The sequence below is a fragment of the Ruegeria sp. L11 genome, assembly GCF_056531755.1.
Genome location: NZ_JBQFMI010000010.1, coordinates 33,343 through 47,584, shown reverse-complemented (window position 1 = coordinate 47,584; position 14,242 = coordinate 33,343). Strand labels below are relative to the sequence as shown.

Genomic DNA, 14,242 nt, shown 5'->3' with positions numbered 1-14,242 from the left:
CTTGGAAAACCGCGTTTCGCGCAGTACCGCAAGAAGAAAAGAGAGGGCGGCCCACACCACCCTCTCTCTCATGGCACTTCTGTGGCACCGTTCCTGCTCAACCCAAACTACTGATAAACGACGCGGTATCCCTTCTGGCGCAGGCATGCAGGTTCATAAGCCTGCCTGACCTTTTTGCCATTCCAGAAACCGACCTTGCACTCTTGCGGCAGGCTATTGGCATGTTTGTAGTGTTTTTCAAGGCATTTCGGCCCAAGCAGTGGATGATCCTGCGAATACCCATCATAGGTGCGCAGGCAGCGCTGGGGCAGGTCGTAACGCGCCACATGCGGCGGCAACGGGCGCACTGGCTGCGCCACATATGGTGTATGGGTATAGGTCTGTTGACGCGTCGCCCGATCCTTTTTCTTTTCCTTGTTATAGTAATGAACGCCGGCACCGATAATTGCGATGGCCGCCAACCCTCCAAGAATGTCCTTTGCGTCGGCCGCCTTCGCCTGAGAAGCCGACACACCGGTAATCGCAACTGCGGCCGCAATGATTAAAGCGATGAATTTCTTATGCATGATGCCTGTCCTTTCGGATGTTCGTGCGACCGCATGACGGACCGCGTGCTGATTGCCCTGAAAGTGGGAGCACCTGCCCCAGACAAGCAATAACGGCCCGGTGTTATCGGATATCAGGTGCCGCAAACCCCTTGGGTTATTGAATATCGCGACAACTCATGCGCAGGATGCGGCCTATGAAACAGATCCTCTCTTCTCTGACCTTTGCGGCCCTGTTATCGCTTGGTTCTGCTGCGACAGCGGCAGATTGTTACGCGGACTACAAAGCCAAGAAGGACAACCCGCTGCGTTTGCATTACGGCGTCATGCAGGTCACAAGTTGCGACAAGGGGCAGGCCCGGGCAGAAATCGCCCAGCGCCTGAACGCATCAGGTTGGACCTTGCTTGAGGTGCAGTCCGTTTTCGGGCCGGAAGGGTTGGATCAGAGGAAAGGCAATGCCGGACAATTCTATCTCCGTTTCTGATGCACGCCGGTCGGGTGTCCGGCTGGTTGTGCTGGGCATCGCGGCCATTGTCGTCATTCTGATCACCGCTGCCGTTTTCCTGTTCTGGACCTTGCCGGACGCAAATGCGTTCAACGCACGTGTCGAGCGGTTGTTTGTCGAGGCCGATCTGACGTCACAGACCGAGATTCGTCTGCTTGAAATTCTGGCCCAGTCTGGCACCGCCTTTGCCGACACCCTGTCCAGTTATCGGATGGTGATTTATGTGCTGCTGGTTTTTGCCAGTGCGATGATGATCTCGGCACTGGTCTTTCTGGTGATGCTGGTCTTGTTGAACCGGCGCATGGCACAGATCGAACGTACCGGCATTCAGGTAACGTCGCTGCTGATCAGTCGCGAAGAAAACACTGTCTACCTTAACAACATGGATTTCAAACTGACGCCCGCCGCGATGGAAACCTTGTCGATTCTGGCGGAATCCCGGTTGGATGACGAGGTATTGTCCGGCGCCCAGATCGAGGCCATGATTTCCGGTCGCGATGCCGCCGATTGTGACGAAGCCGCGGGCGCAACACGGATCAAGCGGTTGCGCGACGCGCTTGGCAACCAGATGGTCAGCGAACTGCTGGTCAAGAATATTGCCAAGAAGGGGTATATGCTGTCGATCGAGAAGGACGTCATTCAAATGGTCTGACGTTTTGGCGCGTCGCTCGCGCCCGGTAAATTCCCGTTGCAGCCTCTTGGAATGTCAGGTGGAAAGCCCCATTCTAAACAAACCCCAGGCAGAGGAGGTCGCTTATGAACGTCCACGCCGCGCCACAGATGAATGGATATGGAATCTCAGTTGAGCCGCTGGAAGGCAGGATTGCCATTTACCGGAACGACATTCTTCTGGCTGAAAGCACAAACGCAAAGGTGATGTATGAAACGCGTTTGCCGCCAACGATTTACGTTCCCCGCGCAGATGTATGTGTGGATCTGAGCGAAGAAACAGACCTGCAAACATTCTGCCCGTTCAAAGGCACCGCCACTTACCACGACATCCAACTGGCCTCGGGGCCCCTGACCAATTCCGTCTGGGCTTATGAACAAGCCCTGCCGGAAAGCGCGGACATCCGGGGCTGTATCGGGTTTGTGTCCGGCGCCTACACCCGGATTGACCTGGGCAACAATCGCCTGCGCGAGCCTGACGACGGCAATATCAGCGGACCACTGATCGACTGGCTGATGCGCGGTGCTTCCGCCGCGACCACGCCCGAAAGCTTTACCCAGGCATTGGCCGAGAAGATGCTGGAGCACGGCATCGCCATCCAGCGGCTGAGCATTCTGGCATGGTCCTTGCACCCCCTGATCGCGGGCAAACACTATATCTGGGAAAAGGATCAGGACGAGATTCTGACCCGCGCCCCGACCTACGAAATCTATGATCACCCGGCTTTCATCAACAGCCCGTTGCGCCATGTCTCGAACGGGTTGGGCGGCGTACGGCAAAGACTGAACGACGATAACCCGCATTACAGCTTCCCAATCATGGAGGAGTTGCGGGCAAAGGGTGCCACCGACTATGTCGCGATGCCGTTGCCCTTCTCTGACGGTCGGACCAACGTTCTGACCCTGACCTGTGACCATCCCAACGGGTTCACCACCGAGAATCTGGGCCTTGTATTCGAATGCTCTTCGGTAATCGCACGCTTTTATGAAGTGTTCATGCAACGCGAGAATGCACAGGTTTTGCTGGAAACATATGTTGGAAAACGCTCTGGCGCACGCGTGTTGGGGGGTGAGATCCGGCGCGGTGACGGGGATGAAATCGACGCTGCAATCATGTTCTGTGACCTCCGCAACTCGACAAGCCTCGAAGAGAAACTAGGGCGGGGCACATATATCAGTGTTTTGAACGAGTTCTTTGAAACCGTCTCGGGTATCGTTCACGAAAACGAAGGTGAAGTTCTGAAATTCATTGGTGACGCTGTTCTGGCGGTATTCCCGGCAGCCAATGAAAACGCCAGCGCGGCCCGTGCCAATGCCCAGCGCTCGGCAATCAAAATCGTCGAAACGTTGGGAGAGTTGCGCAAAGCAGGTACCGGCATACATTGCGACTGTTCTATTGGCGTGGCTTATGGGCGCGTCACCTATGGCAATGTGGGCTCTCGTGAACGACTTGATTTTACGGTTATTGGACAAGCGGCCAACATAGCAGCGCGGTTGGGCGAATATGGGAAAACCGAAGGCCATCGCATAGTCGTGTCCGAAGATATTGAGCCTGCCTGTTCCAACGCCTTACCATTGGGCGCGGTCAACCTGCACAACGTGACTAGACCCGTTATATGCTACGCATTGCAAACCACAGCCGACGAGATTTTGAACGGTTAACTTTTGGTTTGTGCAGGTCAAACGAGAGAAGTCGGGTACTAGATTGCGACCCGGGCTTTTGCCCCACGTCTTCTGATCACACAGCCCGAAGCAGGATCAAAGCGGTCTGCGCTGGTGAAATCGTACTCTGAAGACCCGCGATTTGACTTCTGGCCAGATAGGTGTCGGTCAGTTTCTCAACCGCCTTCTGGTCGGAAAACTGTGCCAGATCATCCGATCCAGTCAGACGGAATAGCCGGCTTTTGAACTCGACCAATTGTTTGTCGATATCCAGTTGGGCGAATGACTGCGGCAGCCCAAGCGCCGTTTCCATCATATTGCGCAGTGGTGGCAACCCCATAAGATCGAACCATTTCGTATCTGTACTGCTTCCGCTTTTCGCCAGATCAGACAGCTCGCGCTGGGCATAAAGCGAAATGCGCATCGTCTCATCTGACTGTCCGACCGCGATCTCAAACCGCGCTGACAGGCTGGCCTGAGCTATCTCTTCCATTTTTGTGACCAGCACCGTTTTTCGAACAGCTCCCGGACCAAACCCGAAAGCATCCGAAAACTCCCGGTACCGTTTATCCGCCAAACGATTGGACAAAGCGTCATCCGCCTGTGTTCCGTCCTCCAGGATTTTCCGGATAAAGAACCGGTTATCCACATCCCCTTCCAACCCAAAGGCACCCAAAGCGACCTGCAACAATCTGCGGTCCGAAACCAACTGTTCGGCGGTCTTCACTTTCGCAATGTTGTCCAGGAAATACTTTGTCTCCCTCTCATTCACTGCCGAAGACGAGAAACTTTGAAACTGTCCTTGGTAAGTACGTTGCAGAAACCGCCAGCCGACGATCCCGCCGGTCGGAATGACAGGTTGAAAGCTCATTGCTGATAGGCCATCAACCGATCTTCGCGCGGGAGAAGCGAGCGAAGTGACTTGAGGCATTTATAGTATTGCTCGGCCACCAGCGCGTCTGTCGCCTCGGACAATACACGACGGCTGTCTGTATCCGTAAAAACCTGGCTCAGCTCTTCTACGCTGCGCAACAGGTGTTGACGCGCCCGAGCCGGATCCATGTCTCCGGACAGAACAAGTTGCGCGGCATAGCAGACACGGCGCACCGGAGTATTTACTTCATCCGGATGTATCGCATCGCGCAACCGCAGGACATTGGCCTGCGGCGTCATGATCGAAAACCGGCCACGGCGGTCGCCGTTTTCAATCACAACACCATTGATCAGCACCCTTTCCTTCGGGGCAAGTTTCAAAACCAGCCCGCTCATCAGGTTGCCCTCATCTGGCGCAATCCGCGCAAAATCGCCGTGTTTATTTCAAGCAATGGTTCGATGGACGCGCCGTCCGCCAAAATGCGGCTGCTGTGCAGTTCCGTAAACTCGGCAAGGTAGAAAATCCTGGCGCGAATATCGTTCGGCAAAGCGTTTGCCGAATCCGCGACACCTGTCGCCAGCACCCCCCATAACCGGCGGTTCTCGTGCACGGCCTGAACAAACGCCGAGAAATCCGTTGCCTTGCGCGCCGTGGCCGCCTTGAGACGCCGTGTAATTCTGGAAATTGCCTCATATTCAGTGTCACGGGGCGTTCGCGTCGGCGCGGCGGCTTGCGCATAGGTGTATTGAGCGAGGGTTTGCGGGGTCACTTGAAATCCTTCCAAAAAGCCGTCGTCAGATAGTCACGACCGGGGCGCGAAAACCGCGCCCCGGACCGCGTTGCGTATTAGCGGAACAGCGACAGGATCGACTGCGGCGCCTGGTTGGCGATCGAAAGCGACTGTGTTGCCAGCTGCTGCTGCACCTGAAGGGCCTGCAAACGCGCCGAGGTTTCTTCCATGTCAGCGTCGACCAGCGCACCGATACCGGATTTGAACGAGTCAGAGAGATTCGAAATGAACTCTTTCTGGGTCTCGATACGACCCTGCGCCGAGCCAAAGGCGGCCGAGGCATCAATCGAAGTATCGATAAGCGATTCGACAGCCGCCAACGCAGCGGTTGCCCCCGCACCTGTCGACACATCAATACCTGCCAGCGCGCCCAAACCACCGGCACCCGCATTCACGAACTGAGCCGAGAACGAGATGTCAGATCCTGTGCCGTTTGTAACCGACAACGTACCCGCAGTGCCGGAGTCGTAATCGACAGTCAGGCCGGTAATTCCCAGCTCTTCGATCTTCGATTTCAATCCGACAGCAACAAGGTCACCTGTCGTCGTCGCAGCAGCATCTTCCGCGGAAACGGTATAGGAAACAACCTGATCGTTAATGGCGACGACAACCTTGTCTCCGGCCGCGAAAGCACCGCTGGATTCATCGGTCACCAACGCCGTCGCGGCCGTTGCACCATTGTCAATGGTTGCCCCCACGCGGTCATTGCCGGTCGATGCGCCGGTAGAGCCGTCGAAAACCTGTTTGGTGACATATCCACCGGTCGACAGGTTCTGCCCCGAGACTGAGATTGACGACGCAGTCACCGCCCCGGTGTTGTCCCGATCCAGCGATGCGAGGATCGATGCAGAGCCGGTTGAGCCGTCAACAAGGTTCAGACCGTTGAACTGGGCCGCGCTGACAACCGATGCGATCTGATCCTTCAGTGCGGTCACATCGTCATTGATCTTACCGCGATCAACGTTGTCTTCCTGCGCCGCGACGATCTTGCTTTTCATCTGGGTCAACAGGTCGGTGACAGTTTCAGACGCATTTCGCGCAACCGCAACAGTCGATTCGCCCAGCGCGAGGCTGTCTTTGATCGCGTTAAAGCCCTTGACGTCGGACTCCATCACTTTCGAGATCGCCCAAACCGCTGAGTTGTCCTTGGCTGTCGCGACGTCCTTACCGGTCGAAATCGCGTTCTGGGTCATCGCCAGGTTCTTGTTGACCGACTTGAGAGTTTGCAGCGCAACCATCGCGCCATTGTTTGTCAGAATGCTGGACATAGCTTTTATCCTTTTGCCTTCGGGCGATTTTCGCCCATGTTCACCCCACAATATCTGCGGGCATTGGTGTCTTTCTGACTTGTGCGACGCGCCGCGTGGCTGTTCGCGCCACCTGATGTTTCCAGGTGCAGCATCACTTTTGAGCCCGATCCCCTAACGGAGTGCTAAAACGCCCGAACCAGGTGTTTCAGATTTGAATCAAACCCAAGCCTATGCGCGTTTTTCCAGCTTTGCCGTATTTCGAACGGAAAACTCACTTCGTTGCCCATCCGCGCCGTACGTGCTGAATTCCTGCCGAACCCGTCGCAGTTCAGCCATGCGGCTGGCGACGGCCCGAATCCCGTCGGCGGCACTGTTCAGCAATGCCTGATTGCGTTCGACTTTCTGCTGCACTCGAACCAATGCATCGCTGTCAATCACCTGAAGGTCGTTGATCGCGCCGATCAGTTTTTCTTTTTCCGGCACCATATGCGTCAGGCGATCCAGATCGCCCTGGACAAGCGCCGCACGCTCCAGATCCAGAACTTCTTCCAGAGATTTGATCAGTGCCATGTCGACTTCAGATGTCATCGGTTTTCTCCATCAGTGATTTCAGCAGAATTTCTGACAAACCCACCCCTCCAGCCCGGGCCAGTTCGCGTGCCTGATGCTGAACAAGAAACGAAGAGAACTGGTCTTCACCGGCTCCTCCTCCAAAAGACTGGCGCGTTTTGCCCAATCCGGCCGACTTCATCATTTCGCTGAGGAATGCGGCCTCCAACTCTATGGCCGCGTCTTTCAGTCGTGTCTGGGCCAATGGCGTTTGAGCCACCTGGGAAATTGCTGAGACGTGCATGGTTTTCTCCGAAAATGCTTCGAACTTTCTCGATCAAAGGTGAAAGCGGTTAAAATAAACGTAACTTCCTGCGGGCAGAGTTCTGATCAATCACACGGAGCCAGAGCAAAATGCCCAACCCACTAACGCTGGCGGCCGCAGCGCCAACAGCAACTGCGAAACCCAATTCGCCCGCCAAAGAACCGGGTCGTACTGCCGGGGCGGACAGTTTCGAGGACATCCTTGAACAGGGAAACCAAACACATCCTCTCCCCGGCACCACGACTTTGGCCACTTCTATCGAAACCACCGACGAAACTGCCGAGATTGAGGTTGAGGCCGTTCTGTCAAACACGGCTGAGGCATCTGTCGAGGAGATTTCACCTCGGGCACCAGAGTTGGCAAACAACATTTCATCGCAGACCGAAATGGCCGGGACATCCGAAACGCCTGGGGCAGATACAGTGCATCCCGCGCCGTTTGTTCCTGCCGCAGCGGATATCCCCGCAACGGGTACGACAGAACCGGAACAAACCGTTGCGTCAACGGGTTTGCCCCGTCAGACCGACATTCAACCCTTTGTGCCCGGGCAACCAATCGAAGAGCAGGTTCACACCGCTTCGACCCAGGTCACGCCAGCCCAAAAACCCTCAGAGGCTTTGCCTGTGCTGAGCCAGCCAACCCGATCAAAGGACCAGACAGGCGGGTTGAAAGCCGAACCCCTCCTTGAAAGCGCAAAGACGGCGCCCGAGACAGCGGAAGTCGCTGCCACGCCCAATCCGACAAATCCAAACCGCGCGACACCCGTTGCGCAGCTTCAACTGATCCTCAACTCAATCGAAGCGGAACAGGCGGCACCGGTTCATGAGGTTGACTCTGTGCCCATCGCCTTAGACGAACCCGTTCAGCAAGCCCCCCGCGAGGTGGCACAACACTCGGCGATGCCCTCTCCGTTCGCCCGTGCTGAAATTGCCCGTGCCATAGCCGGGCAATTGGCGGCAACGATTCAGACCCGACCGGGAACCGGCATCATGGAAATCTCGCTAAGCCCCGAAGAATTGGGGCGCGTATCCATTGTGCTGAACGGTCGGGATGACGGGCTACAGATGACAATCGCAACCGAACGCCCGGACACGATGGAGCTTTTGCGCCGCCACCTGTCCGTTCTTACGGAGGAGTTTCAGAAACTGGGCTATGGAAACCTGAGCATTGATCTGGGGACTCCGTCGGATTCAGGTGCACGGGATCAGTGGACAGATGAATTCGACGCTCAGGCCGCACCGGAATCCGAACCGGTTCAGAACGTACACCTCGCTCAAGCCACGCCGCTTCCACAAACTCCTGCTCCGGTCAGGGGCATCGATATGAGATATTGAAAATGATCACACCCGTCACCGCCACACAGGCTGCCACCTCTCAGCAAACTGCCGGTCCGTCCCGGAGTTCTGCGATCACCTCGGATTTCGAAACGTTTCTGCTGATGCTGACCGCGCAGGCCCAGAATCAGGACCCGCTGGAGCCGATGGATTCAACCGAATACGCATCGCAACTTGCGCAATTTTCGATGGTTGAACAACAGGTTCAAACCAATGACCTGCTTTCCGCCCTGACCAGCACGCTTGGCAGTGTCAATCTGAACGACCTTGCAAGCTGGGTCGGAATGGACGTCCGATCTGCCTCGGGTTTCCATTTCAACGGCCAGCCGGTGACCCTGTTCTCGAACGCGGATTCTGACGCGGACGCAACCAGACTGGTGATCCGTGATCATGAAGGCACAGTCGTCGACACGGTTTCTGTTCCCACAACAGCGACGGAGTTTGCTTGGGCAGGTGTGAGTTCCTCAGGCGATCCGATGGCTACTGGCAACTACACCGCGACGCTGGAAAGCTACAAGAATGACCGGCTGATTTCCGAGAAACCGGTCGCTGCCTATAACCGCGTTGTCGAAGCGCAGGTGGGAGAGGATGCTGTTCTGCTGACCCTGCAAGGTGGTCAAGTGATTTCCGCAGATCTGGTCACTGCGGTCCGAACGGGCGCTTGATCTGTCAGGCAGTACGGGCCAAAGGTTGGCAACTCGACTCGCCAGAAGAAGTGAAAAGACCTCTGCCCGACCTGCCTGCCCCCCCTCATGATCTGGTTGAACACCTCAGCACTATGGGGTTGGTCAACATGTACGCGCAGTTCGAAATCCTGTATGGTGGTCGGACCAACAGGGTGTGGAAAGTGCTGGGGGACAACGGCGACAAAGTACTGAAGCTCTACAGCCCGACCTTACGCAACCCCCTGTTTCGAAATGATGCAAAGCTGGAAGCCCTCTGCCTCAAGGCGCTTGGTCCGACCGGATTTGTACCAAGGCTTCGCGCCGCAGGACAGCACAGGAACGCGCATTGGGTGTTTTACGACCACGCACCCGGAACACCTTGGCGGAATGGGTCGGACAAGGTTGGTGAACTGCTGCGCAGGTTGCACTCGCTGCCCAACACCATTCCAGCGCCCGCCGGGTGTAACGGCAGCGCGGACCTGATGGCCCATGGGCACAGAATTCTGCAAGGGTGCAGGTCAGAAACCCGAAACGAACTGGCAAAACTGCAACCTTCGATATCCGTCCCCCCCACGACCAAGACTTGCCTGATCCATGGCGATCCGGTCGCTGGAAATATTCTGGTCGCGTCCCGCGGCCTGACCTTGATCGACTGGCAATGCCCGGCCTTTGGCGACCCGTGCGAAGACCTTGCGCTGTTTCTGTCCCCGGCAATGCAAAGGTTGTACCGGGGCTCACCATTGTCGGACGCGGAAGAAGTTCAGTTTCTGTCCGCCTATCGCAGACCCGAGATTGTTGCCCGTTATCAACGGCTCAAGCCATGGTATGCTTGGCGCATGGCCGCTTATTGCCTGTGGCGCGCAGAAAACGGTGCACCCGACTATTCCGAAGGGTTGAAACTGGAAATCGAAATCCTGAAACCGATTGAGTTTACCTGAGGTCGGAAAGCGCAAAGAGGGCGTATGCCGGTGGCATCAATGCGCGACGCCAGCGGCCCATCGGAAACCGTTCAGGAGTTTGCCTCATCGGGGCTGGCAAGTGGGCCTCTTTGCCCAATGCCAGCCGCGCCAATGCGCGCCCGCTGTAAGTCCCCATAGCGACGCCGTTGCCATGATACGCAAATCCGGCAAACATGCCTGGCTGCTTGGGCACGGCACCGACATAAGGCATCAGGCTTCGCGAAAGGCACACCATCCCCGACCAGATATGAGTCGCCTCAACCGCTGCCCAGGCCGGGAACATGCGTTTGAAATCCTGTTGAACCTTTGCCCGGATCGCGGCCTCGGACCGGGGCGACGACAACAAGCCGCCTCTCATTCCGAACAAAAAGCGCCCATCCGGCATCAGGCGAAAATAGTGCAGAAGATTGCGCGTGTCGTAACATATCTGGTCCGAGTTCCAGCCCTGCGCCAATAGTTCTGCCTGGCTAAGTGGGCGTGTTACCATCACGGTCGATTGCGCAGGCAAATAGCGTCCGGACATCCAATCGGGGATGTCTTCGCTGGAATACCCGTTGGTACAAATCAGCACGACCTGTGCGTTAACCTGCCCCGCGCTTGTTTGCAGCCTGAAGCCGGACGTCGTTTTTTCAATGTTCAGAACGGGGCTGTTCTGGAAGAAATTCGCTCCCGAAGCTGCCGCAGCGCTTGCCAGCCCGAACAGGTATTTCCGGGGATTGAACCCGAAGCCAACCGGCAGAGTATACCCACCAAAAAATGCACCACCCATACCGAGCGCTGGTAATTCGGCGGCTTGGTGCAGAATGCCGGTCTCGTCCGCGTATCGGCGCAGGACATCCATCGCATGCCGCGAATGGGCCAGTTGAGTCTCACCGTTGGAATGCGTATCGGCATCTATCCGATGCCGCGCCAGCAGATCGGCAACAAGCTGGACCGCATCCTGTTCAGCCGTCTCATAGGCTTGCGCCGCTTCGCGGCCATAGCGGCGCACCATGGACTTTTGCCCAAGCTTTGACCCGCCAAGACAGCAGAAACCGCCATTGCGACCTGATGCGCCCCACCCCGGTGGGCCTGCCTCGAGCACAGCAACCGAGGTCGCGTTTTCAGCCAGATGCAAAGCCGCTGAGACCCCTGTAAAGCCGCCACCGACGATGGCGACATCAACGTTCAGATCGCCCTGAAACTCTGGCCAGTTCGGGTTTGCAATGGTCTCGTCCCACCAGCAACCATCACGAGGACCCGCACCATAGGTGTATTCGGGAAATATCCGTTTCATTCGGTGCGCGCAGCGGCCTGCTCGTCCTGCCGTTGACGCATCATGGCGCGCTTGGTCACAAGTGAGGCCGTTATCACCCCAACCGTCACGACCGCGATCATAATCGTCGACAGCGCGTTTATCTCGGGGCTGACGCCCAGCCGCACGGCCGAAAAGATCTTGATCGGCAGGGTCGTCGCCGACGGGCCCGATGTGAACGACGCTATAACCAGATCATCCAGCGACAATGTGAAAGCCAGCAGCCAGCCCGAGATTACCGCAGGCGCGATGATCGGCAGGGTGACCAGACCAAAGGCCTGCGCGGGTGAACAACCCAGATCCAAAGCGGCTTCTTCCAGCGATTTGTCGAATGTCACAAGCCGTGACGAGACGACAACCGAGACAAAACACATCGAAAATGTTGTGTGAGCCAGAACGATTGTCAGGATACCCCGGTCCAGCCCGATCCCGATAAACAGCAACAACAGCGACAGGCCGGTGATCACCTCGGGCATCACAAGTGGCGCGTAGATCATGCCGGAAAACAGTGTCCGGCCAAAGAACCGCTTGCCCCGAACCAGCACATAAGCGGCCGCAGTCCCCAGAATCGTTGCCAGTGTCGAAGAAAACACCGCAACCCGGACCGTGACCCACGCGGCATCCAGAAATGCCTCGTTCTGAACCAGTTCGCCATACCATTTGGTCGAAAACCCGGCCCAGACCGTGACCAGCTTGCTTTCGTTAAAGCTGAAGATGATCAGGATGATCATCGGAATATAGAGGAACGCAAAACCCAGCGTCAGCGAAACTGTATTGAACCAGCTTAATCTGTTCATCCGTCAGCCTCCGCCTGTTTCTGCTGGTTGCGCTGGAACAGCACAATGGGAACGACCAGAATAAGCAACAGCACGATCGCGACAGCACTTGCCACGGGCCAGTCTCGGTTCGAGAAAAACTCTTCCCACAGAACCTTGCCGATCATCAACGTGCCGGACCCACCCAGTAGTGACGGGATCACAAACTCACCGATCACGGGGATCATCACCAGAAAACAACCTGCGATGATGCCCGGTCTGGACAGTGGAATGGTGACCAGCCAGAAGGCTTGTGCCCTCGAGCAACCCAAATCCTCGGCCGCCTCGATCAACGAACCATCCATGCGTTCCAATGACGAATAGATCGGCAGGATCATGAACGGAAGATAAGTGTAGACAATACCGATATAGACGGCAGTCGAGGTGTTCAGGATCGTCAAAGGCGTCGAAATGATGCCCGTCCACAGAAGCAGTTGGTTAAGGTACCCTTCATTCGACAGAATGCCCATCCACGCATAGACCCGGATCAGGAATGACGTCCAGAAAGGCAGGATCACCAGCATCATCAGTGTTGGCCGCCATTCCTCGGGCGCACGGGCCATGCCATAGGCGATGGGGTAGCCAACCAGCAAAGTCAGGAAGGTTGAGATCAAAGCGATCTTGACGCTGGACAGATACGCTTTCCAGTACAGGTCGTCCTCGGTCAGCCAGATGAAGTTTTCAAGATCAAGCTGGCTGAAGAACTCTTTGATCCCCGACCAACCAGCTGAAAAATCCAGTGTCGGTGTATAGGGCGGGATCGCAAGCGCGGTGTCCGACAGCGAAATCTTCAGAACGATGAAGAATGGCACCATGAACAGCGCCAACAGCCAGACATAAGGTATGGCGATCAGAACAGCGCGGCGCATCAGTCGGCCAGCAGAACCGCAGCCGTGGCCGTCCAGGACAGCCAGACCGGGTCTTCCCAGGTGAATGAACGGCGCGAGATGCGGCGGGTGTTGGCCGTCTGTGCCTTGATGATTGTGCCGTTTGCCAACTCAACGTGGTAAGTGGACAGATTGCCCAGATACGCGATGTCATGAACCTTGCCTTGCACCGCATTCACTGCATCTGCCGGACGCTCGGCCGAGATTGTCACTTTTTCCGGGCGGATCGCCAGATGGCAAAACTGACTTTTTTCAAAGTTCTTCGCTGATGCGGCGGTCAGCGGCGCTTGCCCTTCGGCCCAGTCTACCTGATAGGTATCCTCTCCGACAGATGTCGCGCGCCCTTCGATGATGTTCACGTCCCCGATGAAATCAGCGACATAGACCGAGGCGGGGTTCTCATAAATCCGGTCCGGAGTGGCAACCTGCATAAGCTGACCCTGATCCATCACCGCCACACGGCTGGCGACTGTCATGGCCTCTTCCTGATCGTGCGTAACGATCACGAATGTGGTGCCGGTTTTTTCCTGAATATCCATCAGTTCGAATTGGGTATCCTGGCGCAACTTCTTGTCCAGCGCGCCCAGCGGTTCATCCAGCAGCAAAAGCTTGGGCGCTTTGGCAAGTGAGCGCGCCAGCGCCACACGCTGCCTCTGCCCACCCGATATCTGATGCGGTTTGCGGCGGGCGAACTGTTCAAGCCGGGTCAGGCGCAGCATCTCTTCGACCCGGTCTTCCAGATCGTGTTTGGGCATTCTGTCCCGGCGCAAGCCAAAGGCGATGTTTTCCCAGACGCTAAGATGAGGAAAAAGGGCATAGGACTGGAACATCATGTTCACGGCCCGCTTGTTGGGCGGGATCGGGTCGATATCCTTCCCCCCAAGCAGGATTTGGCCTTCGGTCGGTGTTTCGAACCCGGCCAGCATCCGCATCATCGTCGTTTTGCCACATCCAGACGGACCAAGCAGGGCAAAGAACTCTCGCTCGAAGATATCCAGAGACAGGTTGTCGATGGCAGTAAATTCACCAAAACGCTTGGTCACGTTTCGGAACTGGATCAAGGGTTTCGCCTGCGGGTCATCCCATGGCGCAAAGACGTCAGAATTCACTACGGCCCT

At 56.5% G+C, this 14,242-nt stretch carries 17 protein-coding genes; 6 read left to right on the top strand and 11 right to left on the bottom strand.

From position 1 onward, the window contains the following. Positions 1–107 precede the first annotated feature (107 nt). The gene (locus ACR0CE_RS15115; protein ID WP_209505002.1) at positions 108–566 is read right to left on the bottom strand and encodes a hypothetical protein; all 459 of its coding nucleotides are present in this window, start codon (positions 564–566) and stop codon (positions 108–110) included. A gap of 176 nt (positions 567–742) precedes the next feature. Between ACR0CE_RS15115 and ACR0CE_RS15110 the strand changes: the two genes are divergently transcribed. The 3 genes from ACR0CE_RS15110 (at position 743) to ACR0CE_RS15100 (ending at position 3,382) form a co-directional block, all read left to right on the top strand. Continuing rightward, on the top strand, positions 743–1,030 hold the full coding sequence (locus ACR0CE_RS15110) for a hypothetical protein (protein WP_480484131.1): 288 nt from the start codon (positions 743–745) through the stop codon (positions 1,028–1,030). Continuing rightward, positions 1,002–1,703 (top strand): winged helix-turn-helix domain-containing protein, encoded by a 702-nt coding sequence (locus tag ACR0CE_RS15105; protein WP_267365085.1) that lies wholly within the window; start codon positions 1,002–1,004, stop codon positions 1,701–1,703. The genes ACR0CE_RS15110 and ACR0CE_RS15105 overlap by 29 nt, the downstream gene beginning before the upstream one ends. 104 nt (positions 1,704–1,807) lie before the next feature. After that, positions 1,808–3,382, top strand: coding sequence for a DUF427 domain-containing protein (locus tag ACR0CE_RS15100; RefSeq protein ID WP_480484132.1), 1,575 nt, complete (start codon positions 1,808–1,810; stop codon positions 3,380–3,382). A 76-nt stretch (positions 3,383–3,458) separates the two neighbouring features. Here ACR0CE_RS15100 and ACR0CE_RS15095 read toward each other — a convergent pair whose 3' ends face one another. The 6 genes from ACR0CE_RS15095 to ACR0CE_RS15070 all read right to left on the bottom strand — a co-directional run bounded on the left by ACR0CE_RS15095 (position 3,459) and on the right by ACR0CE_RS15070 (position 7,149). Beyond that, the gene (locus ACR0CE_RS15095) at positions 3,459–4,253 is read right to left on the bottom strand and encodes a DUF1217 domain-containing protein (RefSeq protein ID WP_480833085.1); all 795 of its coding nucleotides are present in this window, start codon (positions 4,251–4,253) and stop codon (positions 3,459–3,461) included. Then, positions 4,250–4,651, bottom strand: coding sequence for a flagellar biosynthesis repressor FlbT (gene flbT, locus ACR0CE_RS15090; RefSeq protein WP_480833084.1), 402 nt, complete (start codon positions 4,649–4,651; stop codon positions 4,250–4,252). The genes ACR0CE_RS15095 and flbT overlap by 4 nt, the downstream gene beginning before the upstream one ends. Continuing rightward, entirely contained in the window at positions 4,651–5,025 is a 375-nt protein-coding gene (gene flaF / locus ACR0CE_RS15085) for a flagellar biosynthesis regulator FlaF (RefSeq protein ID WP_267366590.1), read from the bottom strand. Before flaF ends, flbT begins: the two co-directional genes overlap by 1 nt. A gap of 77 nt (positions 5,026–5,102) precedes the next feature. Continuing rightward, entirely contained in the window at positions 5,103–6,314 is a 1,212-nt protein-coding gene (locus tag ACR0CE_RS15080) for a flagellin N-terminal helical domain-containing protein (RefSeq protein WP_209505009.1), read from the bottom strand. Between the two features lie 210 nt (positions 6,315–6,524). Beyond that, positions 6,525–6,884, bottom strand: a complete 360-nt coding sequence (locus ACR0CE_RS15075; RefSeq protein WP_480484135.1) for a flagellar biosynthesis protein FlgN — start codon at positions 6,882–6,884, stop codon at positions 6,525–6,527. Beyond that, positions 6,874–7,149, bottom strand: a complete 276-nt coding sequence (locus ACR0CE_RS15070) for a rod-binding protein (RefSeq protein ID WP_480484136.1) — start codon at positions 7,147–7,149, stop codon at positions 6,874–6,876. The genes ACR0CE_RS15075 and ACR0CE_RS15070 overlap by 11 nt, the downstream gene beginning before the upstream one ends. A gap of 110 nt (positions 7,150–7,259) precedes the next feature. Between ACR0CE_RS15070 and ACR0CE_RS15065 the strand changes: the two genes are divergently transcribed. The 3 genes from ACR0CE_RS15065 to ACR0CE_RS15055 are packed head-to-tail and all read left to right on the top strand — an operon-like array spanning position 7,260 to position 10,107. Next, positions 7,260–8,504: a flagellar hook-length control protein FliK gene (locus tag ACR0CE_RS15065; protein ID WP_480833083.1), complete on the top strand. Its 1,245-nt coding sequence runs from the start codon at positions 7,260–7,262 to the stop codon at positions 8,502–8,504. 2 nt (positions 8,505–8,506) lie between these two features. After that, complete coding sequence (locus ACR0CE_RS15060; protein ID WP_480833082.1) at positions 8,507–9,169, top strand: flagellar hook capping FlgD N-terminal domain-containing protein; 663 nt, start codon at positions 8,507–8,509, stop codon at positions 9,167–9,169. Positions 9,170–9,219: 50 nt separating this feature from the next. Further along, positions 9,220–10,107 carry a phosphotransferase gene (locus tag ACR0CE_RS15055; protein ID WP_480484139.1) on the top strand — a complete coding sequence of 296 codons (888 nt, stop codon included), beginning with the start codon at positions 9,220–9,222 and terminating at the stop codon, positions 10,105–10,107. Here the strand turns inward: ACR0CE_RS15055 and ACR0CE_RS15050 are convergent. From ACR0CE_RS15050 to ACR0CE_RS15035, 4 genes are read right to left on the bottom strand one after another with little or no spacing between them, the layout of a single operon-like run. Then, positions 10,100–11,404, bottom strand: a complete 1,305-nt coding sequence (locus ACR0CE_RS15050; RefSeq protein WP_480833081.1) for an NAD(P)/FAD-dependent oxidoreductase — start codon at positions 11,402–11,404, stop codon at positions 10,100–10,102. The two genes, ACR0CE_RS15055 and ACR0CE_RS15050, sit on opposite strands and share 8 nt — an antisense overlap. After that, complete coding sequence (locus tag ACR0CE_RS15045; protein ID WP_480474178.1) at positions 11,401–12,219, bottom strand: ABC transporter permease; 819 nt, start codon at positions 12,217–12,219, stop codon at positions 11,401–11,403. Before ACR0CE_RS15045 ends, ACR0CE_RS15050 begins: the two co-directional genes overlap by 4 nt. Continuing rightward, the gene (locus tag ACR0CE_RS15040) at positions 12,216–13,106 is read right to left on the bottom strand and encodes an ABC transporter permease subunit (RefSeq protein ID WP_480484141.1); all 891 of its coding nucleotides are present in this window, start codon (positions 13,104–13,106) and stop codon (positions 12,216–12,218) included. The genes ACR0CE_RS15045 and ACR0CE_RS15040 overlap by 4 nt, the downstream gene beginning before the upstream one ends. Continuing rightward, positions 13,106–14,233 (bottom strand): ABC transporter ATP-binding protein, encoded by a 1,128-nt coding sequence (locus tag ACR0CE_RS15035; protein ID WP_480484142.1) that lies wholly within the window; start codon positions 14,231–14,233, stop codon positions 13,106–13,108. The genes ACR0CE_RS15040 and ACR0CE_RS15035 overlap by 1 nt, the downstream gene beginning before the upstream one ends. Positions 14,234–14,242: the final 9 nt, after the last annotated feature.